Here is a 16,113-nt window from a genome sequence, read left to right as displayed (position 1 = left end):
CCCACCCCGGAGTGAACCATGGCCAAAGACCGCGCCCTCGCGCACGCCCTCGACCTGCTCGACCGCTTCCCCCTGCTCGACGGACACAACGATCTGCCCTGGGTGATCCGGGCCGACCGCGACGCGAGGGGCGACGTCGCCGTGTGGGAGCCCGGGCGCGTGCACCAGGGCCACGACACGGACATCCCGCGACTCAAGGAGGGCAAGGTCGCGGCCCAGTTCTGGGCCGGCTTCATCCCGACCCACTCGCCCCATCCGGGCCGCACCGTGATGGAGGTGCTCGACGTCGTCCTGCAGATGGAGGAGCGCTACCCGGACGTGTTCCTGCCGGCCCGCAAGGCCTCGGACGTCGCCAGGGCCAAGGCGCTGGGCAAGATCGCCTCGTTCCTGACCGTTGAGGGCGGCGTGGGCCTGGAGAACAGCCTCTCGCCGCTGCGGATCTGGTACGGCGCCGGCATGCGGCTGATGACGCTCTGCCACAACGAGACGCTGGACTGGGTGGACAGCGCCACCGACGCGCCGCGCCATGGCGGCCTGACGGCCTTCGGGCGGGCGGTGATCGAGGAGTTGAATCGGCTCGGCGTGGTCATCGACCTCGCCCATGTGGCCCACAGCGTCATGCACCAGGTGCTGGACCTCTCCGAAGCGCCGGTGGTGTTCAGCCACTCCAACGCCTTCGCGCTGTGCGATCATCCGCGCAACGTGCCGGACGACGTGCTGGCCCGCGTCAAGGGCGCCGGCGCGGTCGTGATGGCGACCTTCGTGCCGGCCTTCATCAACCAGCAGGTGCGCGACTGGTACCGGCCGCTTTCGGACCAATGGGGCAAGGCCGCGCCCAGCCCGGCGCAGCCCGGACCCGAGGAGGAGCATCTGCGGCGCAGCGGCCCCGCCCCGAAGGCGACGCTCGAGCAGCTGTGCGGCCATATCGAATACATCGTGCAGAAGACGGGCCTCGCCCATGTGGGCATCGGGTCCGACTTCTTCGGCGGGCGGGTCCCTGTCGGGCTGGAGAATGTCAGCCGCTTCCCGCATCTCCTGGCGGAGCTGATCCGCAGGGGCTGGTCGGACGACGCCATCGCGGGCATCGCGGGCGGCAACTTCCTGCGCGCCTTCCGGCAGGTGGAGCGCGCCTCACGCCGGCTGCGCCGGACGCAGGCGCCGCGGGTCGGGACGGTGGCCGACTATGACGGGCGGGACGCCGCGAAGCGGGGCCGGCCGGCCCCGGCTCAGGCCCAGAGGACGGCGGCGTCGTAGGAGAGGCGCAGCGCCCGGCGAGGGACGGGCGCGCGCGCCGTCTTCATGACCGGCTGGGGCGCCGCGACGGCGCGGTGGTCGCCGTCGAGCGCGAAGGCGTCCGGATCATAGGCGAGGGCGCCGCCGGCGGCGGTGGCGATCACGCTGCGGAGACGGTCGAGGCCCTCGGCGTCGACGTCGATGGCGCGCGAATCCAGATGCGGCATGTCGTTCCCCTCGTCTCGAGCGGTCGGCGAACCGACCGGACGGCCCGGCGCTGTTGCGCTCACGTCAACGCTGCCGCCGGATCCTTGTTCCCTAACCAATGGTTAATTTATCGGCCGGCCGCAGCCGCGCGAGGTGGACGGCCGGACGCCAGACTCCGCGTTGTGGCGGCGCCGCCGGAATGCTAGCGTCGGGCCTCGGGGCGTGGTCTCGGCTCGGTCCGAGACGGGGGCGTGCAGCATGGACGATCTGGGGCGTGAGCCGTCGAGGGCGGACATGTCGGTCGCGACGGTGGCGATCGCCGAGGACGAGGCGGACCTGCGCGAGGCGGTCGCCGAATATCTGAGCGGGCATGGCTACCGGGTGCTGTCGGCGCGGGACGCGGCGTCGTTCCGGGACCTGGCCGGCCGCGAGCCGATTCATGTCGCGGTGCTCGACATCTCCATGCCGGGCGAGGACGGGCTCTCGCTGGCCCGCTGGCTGATGGACCAGAGCTCGGCCGGGATCATCATCGCCAGCGCGCATGGCTCCGACATCGACCGGATCGTTGGCCTGGAGCTCGGCGCGGACGACTATGTGGTGAAGCCCTACGACCTTCGCGAGCTGCTGGCGCGCGTGCGCTCGGTCCTGCGGCGGCTGCCGAACCCGGCGCCCGCCGACCGGTGGGCCTGACGCGCCCCGCCGCTCCCAACACGACGAGGCGCCGCGATGCGATGCAACCTGTGCGGCGGGACCGCCTTCTCCGACATGCCCAAGCGGCCCAAGGTCCGCTGCGAGTCCTGCGGATCGCTGGAGCGCACCCGGCTGGTGGGGCTGCACGTCCAGGAGCGCCTCAAGCTGCAGCCGGGCGCCCGGATCCTGCATTTCGCGCCGGAGCGGGGCCTGGCGGCGCTGCTGCGCGGCGTCGGGGGGCGCAACTACGAGGCCGCCGACATCGAGCCCGGCAAATATCCGGGCCTCGGGGCGCGGCACTTCGACCTCTGCCGCGACGTCTTCGACCTGCCGCGCGGGACCTATGACCTCATCGTCCACAACCACGTGCTGGAGCATATCCGCTGCAGCTACACGGTCCCGCTGGTGCGTCTGGCGCAGGCGCTGAAGCCGGACGGGGTGATGCTCTTCACCATGCCGATCCTGCCGGGCGGCTTCTCGGAGGAGCTCGTCGACCTGCCCGCCGCCGACATGATCGAGCGCTTCGGGCCCATGATCCATGTGCGGCGCTTCGCGGCGGACTTCATCCACGAGACGATCGGGATGATCTTCCGCATCCCGGCCCGCTACGACGCCACCGAGCGCTTCAACGAGGCGACGCTGCGCGACATCAACCTGCCCGAGCATCACTGGCGCAGCTGGACCGGGGCCAGCGTGTTCGAGGTCCGCCGCTCCGACCTGCGGGTCTGAGCGGGGCGTCAGCCGCGGTTGCGCATGTGGCGGGCGAGCGCCTCGACGCGCGGCAGCACCGCCGCCGTCACGGCGGGATGGTCGACGGTCTCCGCCCAGGCCTGGCGAAAGCAGGCGAGCCAGCCCTCGGTCTCGTCCGGGCCGATGGGAGCGTGCAGGTGACGGGCGCGCAGCATCGGCGGGCCGTTCTTCTGCACATAGACCGGGGGACCGCCGAGCCAGCCGGTGAGGTAGTCGAAGAGCTTGGCCTCGCTGCCCGCCAGGTCGGCCGGGTGGATCGCCCGGCAGGCGGCGGCCTCGGGCAGCTCGTCCATCAGCGTGTAGAACCGCCGGGTGAGCGCCCGGACGGCGGCCTCGCCGCCGATCAGGGCGTAGGGCGCGGCCTGGGCGCTCATGCGCCCCCCGCCAGCAGCGCGCCGACCTTCTCGGCGAGGGCCTCGGCGGTGAAGGGCTTGCCCAGCAGGTTCACGCCGTCGTCCAGCCGGCCATGGTGGATGATGGCGTTGCGGGTGTAGCCGGTCGTGAACAGGACCCGCAGGTCCGGGCGGCGTTTCAGGGCCTCGTCCGCCACCTTGCGGCCGTTCATCGGCCCGGTCAGGACGACGTCGGTGAACAGCAGCGCCACCTCGGGGTGGGCGTCGAGCAGGGCCAGTCCGCCCGGCCCATCCTCGGCCGACAGCACCCGGTAGCCGGCTTCCTCGAGCGCGTTGACGGAGAAGTCGCGGACCAGCGGCTCGTCCTCGACCACCAGCACGGTCTCGCCGCGGCCTTGGGCGACGACGCCCGACGGGCGCGCGGCGGCGCTCGCGACGACCTCGGTCCGCGGTTCGCCCGCCTGCCTGAAGCGGGGCAGATAGAGCTTCACGGTCGTGCCGTGGCCGGGTTCGGAATAGATCGAGGCGTGGCCGTTGGACTGCTTGACGAAGCCATAGACCTGGGAGAGGCCGAGCCCGGTTCCCTTGCCGACCGGCTTGGTGGTGAAGAACGGCTCGAACGCCTTCGACATGACCTCGGGCGTCATGCCCGAGCCGGTGTCGCAGACCGCCACCATGACGTATTGGCCGGAGCGGACGTCCTCGCGGGTCGCCGCATAGTCGTCGTCCAGGTAGGAATTGGCGGTCTCGATGGTCAGCTTGCCGCCGTCGGGCATCGCGTCGCGGGCGTTCACGGCGAGGTTCAGGAGCGCGTTCTCGAGCTGGTTGGGGTCGACGTGGGTGCGCCACAGCCCGCCCGCCAGCACGGTCTCGATCGCGATGTTCTCCGTCAGCGTGCGGCGCAGCAGGTCCGACATGCCGGCCACGAGCTTGTTGGCGTCCACGGGTTCGGGCGCGAGCGGCTGCTGGCGCGAGAAGGCGAGCAGCCGGTAGGTGAGGGCGGCGGCGCGGTCGGCGCCCTCCATCGCCTGGCTGATCAGCTTGCGGGCGCGGTCGTCCGGGCCGACCTCGAGCCGGCGCTTCAGCATGTCGAGGTTGCCGGTGACCACCGTCAGGAGGTTGTTGAAGTCATGCGCGACGCCGCCCGTGAGGCGCCCGAGCGCCTCCATCTTCTGCGACTGGCGCAGCTGCTCCTCGGCGCGCTGGCGGCTGGCGGCCTCCGCCACAAGGCGCTCGTTGGCGGCGGCCAGCTCGGACGTCCGCTCGGCCACGAGGCGCTCCAGCGTCTCGTTGAGGGTGCGCTTGCCTTCCTCGATGGCGAATTCCTGGGTGCGGTCGCGCAGGATGTTGAGGAAGCCGGAGGGCGCGCCCGCCTCGCCGCCGCGCATGGGCAGGAGCGCGCCGGCGGCGAAGAAGCGCGAGCCGTCCTTGCGCTGGAGCCAGCGCTCCTCGTTGGCCCGGCCCTCCGTGAGGGCGGCGCCGAGCGCGGCCTTGGGAGCGCCGGCGGCGCGGTCCTCCGGAGTGAAGATGATCTGGATGTTCTGGCCGATCGCCTCGGCGGGCTCCCAGCCGAGCAGGTTGCGGGCGCCGACGTTCCAGTGGGTGATCTGGCCGGTGAGGTCCATGGTGATGATGGCGCTGTCGGTGGCGCTCTCCACCAGCAGCCTCAGCCGGCCCTCGCTGGCGCGCAGCTCCGTGGTGCGCTCCGCGACGGTCACCTCCAGGAGGGCGTTGGACTCCACCAGCTTGGCGCGCGCCGCCTGGAGGGCGGCGGTGGCGACGCCGTCCCGCCTCGCCTGGCGGAAGCCCATCATGGTCAGGGCGCCGAAAGCGATCCACCCGGCTCCGGCGAAGAGGCCGTAGGTGGTCACCCTCTGGGCCCACTCGGCCCGCAGCGCCTTCTTGGACACGCTGACATAGACATAGATCGGCAGGTCGCCGGCCCGCTCATAGGCGCCGACGCGCCCGTCCCCGTCCAGCCCGCCGTCCTCGCCGATGAGGCCGCTCTCGGGCGACCGGGCCAGGGAGCCGCGCAGGAGGTCGGCGGGCGGCGGAGCGAAGCCCTGGCCCGGCGCCGGGGCGGGATGCTGGGCCAGGATGTCGAGCGCCTCCTGGCGCAGGAGCGTCACCTGCGAGTCGAAGGGCAGGCGGACCCGGTTCCAGTAATCGTCGAAATAGTTCAGGTCGGCGGTGACCGAGACCATGCCCCGGAAGCTTCCGTCGGCATGCTCCAGGCGCCGCGCCAGCAGGAAGGTGGGACGGTTCGTCACACGCCCGACGATCCGCTCGCCGAGATAGAGCCGGTCGGTCGGCTCGCGGAGGGCCGCGAAGGGCTCGCGGTCCGAGGCGTCGGAGGCCGGGGTCGGAAAGGCGTAGCTGGTGAGCTGCAGGATCCCGCTGGAATCGTTCAGCCAGACGTCCTCGACATAGGGCAGCGCCTGCCTGAGGGCCCTGAACTGGCGGAACAGGTCCTCGGAGCGCCGGATCGCGGCCCAGTCCATGTCCGCGATGGCGACCGTGGAGCTGCGCAGGGCGACGTCGGAGACCTCGAACAGCCGGCTCGCATGGTCGGCCAGCAGATAGGCGGTGGCCTGCAGGTCGCGGCTGGCGTTGCGCTGCACCTGCGAGCGCTGGTCGAGCGCGAGCAGCAGGAAAGCGACCAGGATCATGGCGAGGCCTGACAGGCCCATGAAGCCGACGAAGCGCCCCAGCGAATGCCAGCCCGCGGGACCTTCCGCGCGCCCGCGCGACGACGACAGGTCCGCCTCGTCCGCACTGCCTTGCACCGGCGCGCGCCCCCTCGCCAGAATCGATCCGCAAGCATGTAACCCACGCGGCCACCCTCGGCAATTCGCGGCCCTGACGACGTCAAGCCGAAGGAACCCGGCGCCCCGGCCCGGCATTGCCGTCGCAGGAGGACCGGCCATGACCCAGACCCCCGCGCCCAGGCGCCCCGCCTCAGACGACATCCCCCCGGACCAGCGCCCCGACGCGATCGAGCCGACGCTCCCGGTGGAGGACGAGGACGTCGATCCGCTGGAGCCCGGCGGCATCGCGCCCGGGAGTCCTCCCGGCGAGACCTTCGGCAGCACCGCGACGGTTCCGATCCCGGAGGCCGAGCTGATCGAGCGCGCGAAGCGGCGCAACGACCCGGCGTGAACGCGCGACCCCGCCTCACTGCAACCTGTGCTTGCTCTTCAATTGAAGATTGATTTACCCCAGTTTTACTAATTTGAGTTGTGATTGATTTTGACGACCTCAGTTCCTCACAGGTGCAAATTGGCAGAACGTCTCGTGACATTTGAAACGAATGGACGCTCATTCGGCATAGACGTCTCCGCCGTCCGCGAGATCCGCGGGTGGCAGCAGACCACCCCTCTGCCGAACTCGTCCGATCACGTCCTGGGCGTGATCAATCTGCGCGGCGTCATCGTGCCGGTCATCGACCTGCGTCAGCGCCTCGGCCTTGGCCCGAGCACCATATCGAGGTCGAGCGTGGTCATCGTGGTCGCCAATGGCGATCGCCTCGAAGGCGTCCTGGCGGACGCCGTCTCCGACATCGTCGACGTCTCGCCCGCCGAACTGCAGGCCGCGCCGGCCATCGACGGAGATCATGACGACCTTGTCCGCACCCTCGCAGTGAAGGGCGGAACGATCGTGGCCCTGCTGGAGCTCGCCTCGATCGCGAAAGGAACCGGCGATGAACGCGCAAACGGTTAAGCTCGGCCTTGCGGCGTCGCTGGGGTCGGCCGCGCTCGCCGCCGCCTTCGGGACATGGCTCCTGATCCGGGGCGGGATGGACGCCGCGGCCGGCGGCTCGCTCCTGGCCTTCCAGCTTCTGGTCCTGGCGGCGGCCGCCCATCTGGTGACGGGCGGGCTGCTGCGCCCGTTGTCTCGGATCACGGCGCAGCTCGGCAGCTCCGGCGCGGCCGGCGGGCTGGAGAGCGCGCTCGCCGACGCGGATGCGGGGCGCCAGGACGCCGAGCGCGCCGCAGCGGCGCTTCAGTGCGCCATGGGCAGCATCATGCTCGTGGATAGCGATCACCGGATCGTGTTCATGAACACGTCGGTGAAGTCGCTGTTCCGGGAGCATGTGCAGGACTTCCGCACGGCCTTCCCGAATTTCGACCCCGACGACATCCTCGGCAAGTCGATGGGGGTGTTCCACAAGAACCCCGCCCACCAGGAGCGCATGCTGGAGCGGCTCAGCCAGCCGCACGTGGCGCGGATCCGGATGGGGCGGCGCACCTTCGACCTCCTGGTCACCCCGGTGGTCACCGCCCAGGGCGAGCGCCGCGGCGCCATGCTGGAATGGCGCGACATGACGGCCGAGGTCGCCATGCAGGACCAGGTGTCCCACGTGGCCAAGAACGCGGCGGCGGGCGACTTCTCCGGCCGGATCCCGCTGGAGGACAAGAGCGGCTTCATGCGCGAGATCTCCTCGCTGATGAACGAGCTCTGCGCGGCGACCGACGCGGCGATCTCCGATTTCACCCGCACCGCCACCGTGGTGGCCGCGGGCGACCTGACGCAGCCGATCACGCAGCGCTATGGCGGCAAGCTCGGCGACCTCAAGGAGGCGCTGAACGAGACGATCGCCCGGCTGGCCGACGCGGTCACGACCATCCAGACCACGGCGATCGACGTGGCGACCGCGTCCCGGGAGATCAATTCCGGCGCGGACGACCTGTCGCGCCGGACCGAGGAGCAGGCCTCGTCGCTGGAGCAGACCGCCGCCACGACCGAGGAGCTCGCCGCCTCCGTGAAGGCGTCGGCGCAGTCGTCCCGCCAGGCGGTGGACCTCGCCGAGGAGGCGACGCGCGTCGCCCAGACCGGCGGACAGATCGTCAACGAGGCCGTCGAGGCGATGGCGCGCATCGAGGCGGCGTCGCAGAAGATCTCCGACATCACCTCCGTGATCGACGACATCGCGTTCCAGACGAACCTGCTCGCGCTCAACGCGGCCGTCGAGGCGGCCCGGGCGGGGGAGGCCGGCAAGGGCTTCGCGGTGGTCGCCTCCGAGGTGCGGACGCTGGCGCAGCGCTCCAGCGAGGCCGCCAAGGACATCACCGGGCTGATTACCTCGTCCTCCTCGGAGGTGGCGCAGGGCGTGAAGCTGGTGCGGTCCGCGGGCGACACGCTCGGACGCATCGTGGAGGCCTCGCAGAAGGTGGCCGGCACGGTGTCGGAGATCTCCTCGGCCAGCACCGAGCAGGCCAGCGGCATCGACGAGATGAGCCAGGCCGTCGCCCACATGGACGAAATGACCCAGCAGAACGCCGCGCTGGCCGAACAGAGCGCCGCCTCGGCGGGGGCCCTGACCAGCCAGCTGCAGCGGCTGAACGACCTGGTGGCGACCTTCCGCACCGCCCAGGCGCCGCGGGCGGCTGCGCCCGCGGTCGCGCCGGCGGCGCCGCCCGCGGACCGGCCGACGAGCGAGCCGGCGCGCCTGCGCCGCCTGGCGGCGGACGCCTTCGCGGCCCGAAGCCACGGCGACGCGGGCGGGGGAGCCAAGGCTTCCGCCGCCAAGCCGGCCCCCAAGGCGCCGCCGCCGCCCGCGCGCGCCGCCAGAGCCGCGGCCTCGCGGCCCTCGCCCGCGCGGCGGGCCGGGAACGACGGCGCCAGCTGGGAAGAGTTCTGAGAGCAGCGCAGGCGACGAGCGAGCGGGGCGTCCCAGGCCGGGGCGCCCCGCTGGCGTTCGCATGCGAGATGGCCGTTGCATCGGCCCGCCGTTCGTTCAGGATGCCGTGCAAGTCCGGTCGGCGCGCAGGCGCGGGCCGGGCGGGGGGGGTCGGCCGCGACCAATGACGGCCCGACACGGGGGAGGAACCATGACACGCTTCACACGCCGCAGCGTGGTGGGCGGGGCGGCGAGCATCGCCGCGCTGCACGCCACTGGAGCTTTCGCGCAGGGGACGCCGGCCGGGGGTCCCGTCGCTCTCAACATCGTGGACGTCGCCGGGAACCTGCAGCTCACGCAGGCCGCCATCGAGCGCTTCGTGAAGGACAACCCGAAGCTCGTGTCCCGGGTGAACTTCTCGCGCGCGCCCTCGCCGGAGCTGCCCGCCAAGCTGAAGGCGCAGCAGCAGGCCAACCGGGTCGACATCGACCTCGTGCTGACCGGGCCGGGCGCCATGTCGGACGGCATCCAGCAGGGCCTCTGGGTCGACGTGTGGAAGTCGCAGGCCGCGCTGCTGCCCAAGGCCGAGGAGGTCTATCACGAGCAGGCCTTGATGATGCAGCGCAATTTCGGCCAGAACGAAGGCGTGGCGGTGGCCTATTCGCCCTCCGGGCCGCTTTTCGAATACGCGCCGGACCGGCTGAAGACCGTGCCCAAGACGGCCGAGGAGTTCCTCGCCTATGTGAAGCAGAACCCCAAGCGCTTCACCTATGCGCGGCCGGTGAATTCCGGGCCGGGCTGGACCTTCCTGCAGGGGCTGCCCTACATCCTCAACGACGCCGACCCCGCCGACCCGATGAAGGGCTGGGACAAGACCTGGGCCTATCTGAAGGAGCTCGGGACGGGCATCGACTATTATCCCGGCGGCACCACGCCGACCATGAAGGAGCTGGGCGAGGGCACGCGCGACGTGATCGTCTCCACCTTCGGGTGGGACATCAACCCGCGCGCGCTCGGCATCGTGCCCAAGGAGGCCGAGGTCTTCGTGCTGGCCAACACGCACTGGATCCCCGACACGCAGTTCATGTGCATCCCGAAGGGGACCGCCGAGGCGAAGATCCCCGTCCTGCTGGCGCTGATGTCGCACATGCTGAAGCCGGAATCGCAGGCCGGGACCTATGACAAGGGCTATTTCTACCCCGGCCCGGCCGTGAAGGGCGTCACCCTGGCGATGGCCCCGCAGGAGAGCCGCGACGTGCTGAAGGAGTATGGCCGGCCGACCTATGACGACCTGATCGCCCGGCTGCCGACCAAGCCGCCGCTCACCCCGGAGCGGCTGGTGGCCGCGTTCCGGCGCTGGGACCAGGAGATCGGCGTCGGCCACGGGGCGCCGAACTGATGCGGTTCGCCGCCATCGGGCTGGACCACCGGCACATTTACCACATGGTGGGCGGCCTTCTCGACGCCGGCGCGACATGCGCCGGCTTCGACCCGCAGACCAGCGACCCGCGCGTGCTGGCGGGCTTCCGGGAGCGCTTCCCGGACCTGCAGCCGATGGACCGCGACGCGCTGCTGGACGACGCCTCCGTCGACATGATCGTCTGCGCCGCCATCCCGTCCGACCGCGCCGCGCTGGCGGTGGGGGCCATGCGGGCCGGCAAGGACGTGATGGTCGACAAGCCCGGCGTCACCACCCTGGAGCAGCTCGCCGCCGTGGAGGCGGCCGTCGCGCAGACCAAGCGCATCTTCTCGGTGTGCTTCTCCGAGCGCTTCATCGTGCCGGCGACGATCGTGGCGGGAAAGCTCATCGCCGACGGGGCGATCGGCCGGGTGGTGCAGACCATCGGGCTCGGGCCGCACCGGCTGAACCGGGCCATCCGCCCGGCCTGGTTCTTCGACAAGGCGCGGTTCGGCGGCGTCCTCACCGACATCGCGTCGCACCAGATCGACCAGTTCCTGCACTTCACGGGCTCGACCGACGCCGACATCGTAGCCTCCGCGACGGGGCATTTCGGCGGGCCGGAGCTGCCGGACTTCGAGGATTTCGGCGAGATCCTGCTGCGCAGCGACCGGGCCTGCGGCTATGTGCGGGTGGACTGGTTCACGGCCGACGGCCTGCCGACCTGGGGCGACGGGCGCCTCACCATCCTGGGCACGGAAGGCACGATCGAGCTGCGCAAATATGTCGACCTCGCCGGGCGGCCGGGCGCGGACCACGTCTTCGTCGTCGACAGAGCGGGCGTGCGCCACATCGACGCCTCGGGCGAGCCGCTGACCTATTTCCGCGACCTCATCGCCGACGTGGCCGGCCGCACCGAGACGGCGGCGGCGCAGAGCCACGTCTTCACCGTATGCCGGCTGGCCCTGCAGGCGCAGGCGCAGGCGGCGCGGCTGCCCGCCGGCGCGGGCAGGCCGGCCGAGCAGGGACAAGACACATGACCGCCAGGACGGGCGTCGCCATCATCGGGCTCGGGCCGGCCTCGCTGCCGCATTCCAAGAGCCTGCTCGACCTGCAGGACCAGGCGGAGGTGCGCTGGGCGGTGAGCCGCACGGCGGAGCGGGCGGAGGACTACGGCCGGCGGTTCCCGTTCCGGACCACGACCGACATGGAGGCCGCGCTGGCCGACGAGGGCGTGGCGGCCGTCATCGTGCTGACCCCGCCGAGCAGCCATCTCGACGTCTCGGCCCTGTGCCTGCAGCGCGGCAAGCACGTGCTGGTGGAGAAGCCGCTGGAGCTGACCAGCGAACGCGGCGCCGCGCTGGCGCAGGCGGCGCGCCGCGCCGGCCGGACGCTGGGCGTGGTGCTGCAGCACCGGTTCCGCCCAGCGAGCCTGCGCCTGAAGGCGGCGCTCGAAGCCGGCGAGCTCGGCGCCTTGGAGGCCGCCTCCCTGGCGGTGCCGTGGTGGCGGCCGCAGGCCTATTACGACGAGCCCGGCCGCGGCACCTTCGCGCGCGACGGCGGCGGCGTGCTGCTGACGCAGGCGATCCACTCGCTCGACCTGTTCCGCTCGCTGGTGGGCGTGTCGCGCGTGGTCGCCGCCCAGGCGCGCACGACCGGCCTGCACCGGATGGAGACGGAGGACTACGTCTCGGCCCTGCTGGAGACGCGCGACGGCGCGCCGGCGACGCTGATGACCACCACGGCGGCCTATCCGGGCCATCCCGAGCGCATCGAGATCATCGGCCGCAAGGGCCACGCCTCGCTGGTCGGCGGGCGGCTGGAGCTCGCCTTCCTGGACGGGCGCAGCGAGACCGTGGAGGCGGAGGGCGCCACCGGAAGCGGGGCGAACATCATGGACTTCCCGCATGACGCGCACCGCGCCGTCATCGCCGATTTCCTGGAGGCGATCCGGACCGGGCGCGAGCCCGTGGTGACCGGCGAGGAGGCGCTGGCCTCGCAGCAGCTCGTCGACGAGATCCTCGACGTCGCCGGCTTCCGGCGGCCCGGGCGGGGCTGACGCCGCTCACGCGAAGGCCGGGACGGCTGGGCCGTCCCGGCGCTCCGGCCTCGGGGCCGCGCGCAAGAGCGCGCGGGACTTCAGGCGTCGCCCGTGCGGGCGTTGTGGCTGCGCTTCAGGTTGGGGGTGGAGGTCGGCTCCTTGCCGACCATCGTGTCGGTGCGGTTGACCTGCCCGCCTCTGGCGCCCACGCCGCCCTCGCGGGCGGTCTCGTGCTCGGGGATGCGGGTCTGCGGGCCGGCCTCGGTCTTCATGCGGAGCGCCTTGCGGGCGTTGGCGGTCAGCTCGCTCTCCTGACCGCCGGCGTTGTGCGGCTTGTCGCTCATGGGGTCCTCGCTCGCTCGTGGGTCACTTGCTCGGGGTCACTTGCTGTTGTGCTGGCCGGGGCCGCCGTCGCGGTGGGCCGGATGGCCGCCCTGGCCCTGGACGCGCGGCGCGCCGCCCGCGCCGTCGCCGCCGCCGTCCTGGCGGCCGCGCCCGTCATGGCGCTCGTCCGCGCCGGACCGCGCCTGCGTGCCCCCGCGCTCCTGGCCCTGATGCCCCTGGCTGGCCTCGTTCCGGTCAGCCTCCCCCTGCTTCAGCGGGACATGGCCCTTCTGCTTCTCGGATCGGTTGTTGTGATCGCGTACCGTCATGGGCTCCTCCTGAGGGGAGGAAAACGCCGCGGGACGGGGTGGGTTCACGGGGGTGGGTGGTTTGTGCGGGGGGACCCGCGGCTAATAGCGACGGATAGCATAACTGTTTACAAGGAAGGTCAGCGGCCCGTTCGATCAGCGACGGATCGACCATGATGCATATGCCTATGGGCAGCAGCTAAAGCCTTTGCACATCACAGAACGAAAACAGATTGCTTTTTTGCGGATTTCCGCTAACGTTTTATCATTAATCAAATAGCATGCTTTTGGGAGAACCAGTTGACAAACAGGGTCCACGTTGATGCGCCTGCTGGCGTGGTCGAAATCGAAGGTGAGAAGGACTTCGTAGAGGGTCTGCTCTCTAAGCTCTTTCCACTACTGGAGGAGGCCGGCTTCGGGAGCCGCCCGCCGAACACCCACGCTGGTCTTGCAGCTGACGCGGGCGGATCGTCACAGCCGGAAGTCGCGTCTTCTGAAGAAGTAGCTAAAGCGAGGGGCAAGAAGCGAAGCGTACCGCCGAAGGGGCACTCATGCGCTGATCGAATCATTTCGCTGAAGAATGACGGATTTTTTAAGAGGCATCACACCACTGGTGAGATTGTTGAGGGGCTCAAGAGCAAAGGCTGGACGCACAACTCAAACCAAGTTGGCGCAGCACTTACGAATATGTTCGGGCGGAACGAGATTCAACGAACCAAAGAAGGCAGTGGCTCCTGGAAGTACTTTTGGGATCGAGACTGATTTTGGGCCTTCCAACCCTCAATGATACCCTGACTGCCATCCCGGCCGGATTGCTTAATCCTTTAATCGAGGAGTTCGAGCAGGCTCTTGATGAGTTCCGAGCAGCCGACTGGGAGAAGGTCGGACTCAAGGCGGGAAAGTTCTGCGAAATCGCCTACTGCGTGTGCGCGGGCCACGCGACGGGCAACTATGTGGCGACGCCGTCCAAGCCGAGCAACTTCGCTCAGGCGTGTCGCGATCTAGAGCAACACAACGGCACCAAGGGCCGCTCCCTGTGCATGCAGGTTCCGAAGCTTCTGGCTGCTCTGTATGAACTTAGGAATAACCGAGCCATTGGCCACGTGTCAGTCGAGATCAGTCCTAACCACATGGATGCCGAGCTGTTTTTGCGTAGCATGAAGTGGGTGATGGGTGAACTTGTCCGGAACTACTCGCAACTTACGCTGGCGGACTCGCACGCGGTCGTGGAGGCGGTCACTGCTCGCACTTTCAACATGATCTGGGCTAGCGGCGACTTGCGCCGTGTGCTCGAACCCGCCAAAACCGCGGGCCAGAAGGTGCTAATCCTCCTCTATGCCGAGGGCAAAGCTGTGTCCGCCGCCCAATTGCAGGCTTGGGCGGAGTACAGGAACGGCACCAACTTCAAGCGCAAAGTCTTACTGGACCTGCACAAGAAGGCCTTCGTACACTTCGATGAGGCCAGCGCAACCGTGCAGATACTGCCCACCGGCCAAGCGCACGTCGAGAAGTCGGGCCTCCTTGTTAAGCCGTAGGGCTAATGCAACAAAAAATTGGAGCGGCTGAGCACGTGTCAGACGGTTCAACCAGCGGCCGCATTCAGGAAGCGACGAAGGTTCGCTGAACGTCTGAGTCTGCGTCTGAAACTGCCATTAGCTGAAGATCACCTGATCATCCGCGTTTTGGGCAATCCCCCGCGAGTCGCGCGCTCTCCAGCACCGTGGCGACGAGGCCCGCCCAGACGTGTTGGTTCAAGCGTCCCACGTCGCCTACGGACCACGCCAGCGCTGTGGGGCATCCGGCCTACGGGCCTCAACGCCCCAACAACAGGGAACTTTGGCGTCGGCGCCTCAACTCACCTGCTCAACCTCAACCAGCCCCTCCTACGCTCCCACTGCCCCCGCGGCCAAGTCGTCCCGACTCGCGCTCGTTCCTTGGTCGATGAGCGATTCCGCCTGGCGGATGGCGGCCTCGATGCTGATGGGGTCGTGGGGATCGAAGACGACGGTTCCGAGGACGCCGTCCATCAGTCCCGCGATCTTGGCCAGTTCGGCCAAATAGGCCTGGAGATCGTCTTGCCCGTTGTCTCGGACGCCGGACATGGGAGGCTCCATGGTGGAAAGGTGCGGGCCGCGCTTGGTGGCCGCCGCGTGAGCTGAGTCCTGTCGGATGATAATTATCAAGCTGAGAGAACGCAAACGGCTTCCTGGTCCTAAATCACCCCCATCTCCGACCGCCCCCCGCCGTCGCGCGCGCTTTCCAGGGCGGCGGCGACGACGGCGGGGCAGACGTGGTGGGGGAGGTGGCCCACCTCTCCCAGGACGAGGCCGGCGCTGTTGGGGAGGCGGCGGGCGGCCCAGAGGGCGTGGCGGCGCCAGGGGGCGACCTCGTCGCGGCCGCCGGCCACGATGACGGCGCGCACCTCCAGCCGGCGCAGACGCAGCGCGAGGGGGATCGCGCCTTGGTTGAAGGCGTTCAGCTCGGCCGCCATGGCGGCCACGGCGCTGGGCTGCGCCATCTTGCCGAAGGGCAGGCGCCGCAGCGAGGCCGGGGCGTCGCCGGCAAAGAGCCGCGACAGCTTGCGCCGCGCGATCCACGGGGCGAGCGTCGGCAGCGCGCGGCGGATGGCGGCGCCGATCAAAGGGGCGGAAGCGAGGCGCAGCATCGGCATCGCGGCGGGGCGGGTGGGCCGGCAGAAGGGCGCCACCATCACCAGCCCAGCGATGCGCCGGGGCGCGAGGTCCGCCATCCAGAGCGCATGCGCGGAGGCGAGCGAATGGGCCACCAGCAGCGCGCGGGGCACGCCGAGGCGGTCGAGCACGTCGAGCAGCCAGGCCGCCTGCGCGGGCGACATGGCGTCCTCCGGCCGGCCGAAGCTGTCGCCATAGCCCGGCCGGTCGACCGCGATGAGGCGGTACCGGTCGGCCAGGAGGCCCAGCGGGGCGAGGATCTCGGCGCCAAGGCCGCCCATGCCGTGCAGCAGCAGCACGGGCGGGCCGCGCCCCTGCTCCAGCACATGCGCCCGGCCGCCGTCGCCGAGGTCGAGCACGCGCCGCCGGATGGGGCGCTCGCCGCGGCCGCGCGCGGGCGCTTGCAGGTCCGTCATCGTCTCCGCCTTCCAGCGCTCGGCCTTCCCGTGCGGCCCCCGCCGCGGGCGGCCGCGCTCTCCGGAAGGGCAACCAGGACGG

Annotated in this window: 18 protein-coding genes; 11 read left to right on the top strand and 7 right to left on the bottom strand. The window is 70.3% G+C overall.

Going from position 1 to position 16,113, the window contains the following annotated elements:
- Nucleotides 1–18: 18 nt before the first annotated feature.
- A complete protein-coding gene (locus ACYVO7_RS05785) occupies nt 19–1,254 on the top strand; it encodes a dipeptidase (RefSeq protein WP_460448881.1) in 1,236 nt (411 codons plus the stop codon).
- Here the strand turns inward: ACYVO7_RS05785 and ACYVO7_RS05780 are convergent.
- Nucleotides 1,227–1,460, bottom strand: a complete 234-nt coding sequence (locus ACYVO7_RS05780; protein ID WP_460448880.1) for a hypothetical protein — start codon at nt 1,458–1,460, stop codon at nt 1,227–1,229. The genes ACYVO7_RS05785 and ACYVO7_RS05780 overlap by 28 nt on opposite strands.
- A 274-nt stretch (nt 1,461–1,734) precedes the next feature.
- Between ACYVO7_RS05780 and ACYVO7_RS05775 the strand changes: the two genes are divergently transcribed.
- Complete coding sequence (locus ACYVO7_RS05775; protein ID WP_460448879.1) at nt 1,735–2,130, top strand: response regulator transcription factor; 396 nt, start codon at nt 1,735–1,737, stop codon at nt 2,128–2,130.
- A gap of 36 nt (nt 2,131–2,166) precedes the next feature.
- Nucleotides 2,167–2,859, top strand: a complete 693-nt coding sequence (locus ACYVO7_RS05770) for a methyltransferase domain-containing protein (protein WP_460448878.1) — start codon at nt 2,167–2,169, stop codon at nt 2,857–2,859.
- A gap of 8 nt (nt 2,860–2,867) precedes the next feature.
- Here the strand turns inward: ACYVO7_RS05770 and ACYVO7_RS05765 are convergent, their stop codons facing one another.
- Both ACYVO7_RS05765 and ACYVO7_RS05760 read right to left on the bottom strand, forming a co-directional pair.
- Nucleotides 2,868–3,254: a group II truncated hemoglobin gene (locus tag ACYVO7_RS05765; protein ID WP_460448877.1), complete on the bottom strand. Its 387-nt coding sequence runs from the start codon at nt 3,252–3,254 to the stop codon at nt 2,868–2,870.
- Nucleotides 3,251–6,019 carry an ATP-binding protein gene (locus ACYVO7_RS05760; protein ID WP_460448876.1) on the bottom strand — a complete coding sequence of 923 codons (2,769 nt, stop codon included), beginning with the start codon at nt 6,017–6,019 and terminating at the stop codon, nt 3,251–3,253. Before ACYVO7_RS05760 ends, ACYVO7_RS05765 begins: the two co-directional genes overlap by 4 nt.
- A 139-nt stretch (nt 6,020–6,158) precedes the next feature.
- On the opposite strand from ACYVO7_RS05760, the gene ACYVO7_RS05755 reads away from it, so the two are divergent.
- The 6 genes from ACYVO7_RS05755 (at nt 6,159) to ACYVO7_RS05730 (ending at nt 12,311) form a co-directional block, all read left to right on the top strand.
- Entirely contained in the window at nt 6,159–6,392 is a 234-nt protein-coding gene (locus tag ACYVO7_RS05755; protein ID WP_460448875.1) for a hypothetical protein, read from the top strand.
- An 84-nt stretch (nt 6,393–6,476) separates the two neighbouring features.
- Nucleotides 6,477–6,953: a chemotaxis protein CheW gene (locus ACYVO7_RS05750; protein WP_460448874.1), complete on the top strand. Its 477-nt coding sequence runs from the start codon at nt 6,477–6,479 to the stop codon at nt 6,951–6,953.
- The gene (locus tag ACYVO7_RS05745; protein WP_460448873.1) at nt 6,934–8,874 is read left to right on the top strand and encodes a methyl-accepting chemotaxis protein; all 1,941 of its coding nucleotides are present in this window, start codon (nt 6,934–6,936) and stop codon (nt 8,872–8,874) included. The genes ACYVO7_RS05750 and ACYVO7_RS05745 overlap by 20 nt, the downstream gene beginning before the upstream one ends.
- A gap of 190 nt (nt 8,875–9,064) precedes the next feature.
- Nucleotides 9,065–10,252, top strand: a complete 1,188-nt coding sequence (locus ACYVO7_RS05740) for an extracellular solute-binding protein (protein WP_460448872.1) — start codon at nt 9,065–9,067, stop codon at nt 10,250–10,252.
- Complete coding sequence (locus tag ACYVO7_RS05735; protein ID WP_460449128.1) at nt 10,249–11,292, top strand: Gfo/Idh/MocA family protein; 1,044 nt, start codon at nt 10,249–10,251, stop codon at nt 11,290–11,292. The genes ACYVO7_RS05740 and ACYVO7_RS05735 overlap by 4 nt, the downstream gene beginning before the upstream one ends.
- Entirely contained in the window at nt 11,289–12,311 is a 1,023-nt protein-coding gene (locus ACYVO7_RS05730; RefSeq protein ID WP_460448871.1) for a Gfo/Idh/MocA family protein, read from the top strand. The genes ACYVO7_RS05735 and ACYVO7_RS05730 overlap by 4 nt, the downstream gene beginning before the upstream one ends.
- An 80-nt stretch (nt 12,312–12,391) precedes the next feature.
- On the opposite strand, the gene ACYVO7_RS05725 is transcribed toward ACYVO7_RS05730, so the two are convergent.
- Both ACYVO7_RS05725 and ACYVO7_RS05720 read right to left on the bottom strand, forming a co-directional pair.
- Nucleotides 12,392–12,637 carry a hypothetical protein gene (locus ACYVO7_RS05725; RefSeq protein ID WP_460448870.1) on the bottom strand — a complete coding sequence of 82 codons (246 nt, stop codon included), beginning with the start codon at nt 12,635–12,637 and terminating at the stop codon, nt 12,392–12,394.
- Between the two features lie 36 nt (nt 12,638–12,673).
- Complete coding sequence (locus ACYVO7_RS05720) at nt 12,674–12,946, bottom strand: hypothetical protein (RefSeq protein WP_460448869.1); 273 nt, start codon at nt 12,944–12,946, stop codon at nt 12,674–12,676.
- 279 nt (nt 12,947–13,225) lie between these two features.
- Here ACYVO7_RS05720 and ACYVO7_RS05715 point away from each other — a divergent pair, with 279 nt between their 5' ends.
- The gene (locus tag ACYVO7_RS05715; protein WP_460448868.1) at nt 13,226–13,687 is read left to right on the top strand and encodes a hypothetical protein; all 462 of its coding nucleotides are present in this window, start codon (nt 13,226–13,228) and stop codon (nt 13,685–13,687) included.
- A gap of 2 nt (nt 13,688–13,689) precedes the next feature.
- The gene (locus tag ACYVO7_RS05710; protein ID WP_460448867.1) at nt 13,690–14,460 is read left to right on the top strand and encodes a hypothetical protein; all 771 of its coding nucleotides are present in this window, start codon (nt 13,690–13,692) and stop codon (nt 14,458–14,460) included.
- 348 nt (nt 14,461–14,808) lie between these two features.
- Here ACYVO7_RS05710 and ACYVO7_RS05705 read toward each other — a convergent pair whose 3' ends face one another.
- A complete protein-coding gene (locus tag ACYVO7_RS05705) occupies nt 14,809–15,027 on the bottom strand; it encodes a hypothetical protein (RefSeq protein ID WP_460448866.1) in 219 nt (72 codons plus the stop codon).
- Nucleotides 15,028–15,137: 110 nt separating this feature from the next.
- Entirely contained in the window at nt 15,138–16,031 is an 894-nt protein-coding gene (locus ACYVO7_RS05700; protein WP_460448865.1) for an alpha/beta fold hydrolase, read from the bottom strand.
- Between the last annotated feature and the right edge of the window lie 82 nt (nt 16,032–16,113).

The sequence above is a fragment of the Alsobacter sp. SYSU BS001988 genome (assembly GCF_054796215.1).
The sequence above is the reverse complement of the archived record's forward strand: the minus strand, read 5'-3'. Positions and strand labels throughout refer to the sequence as shown.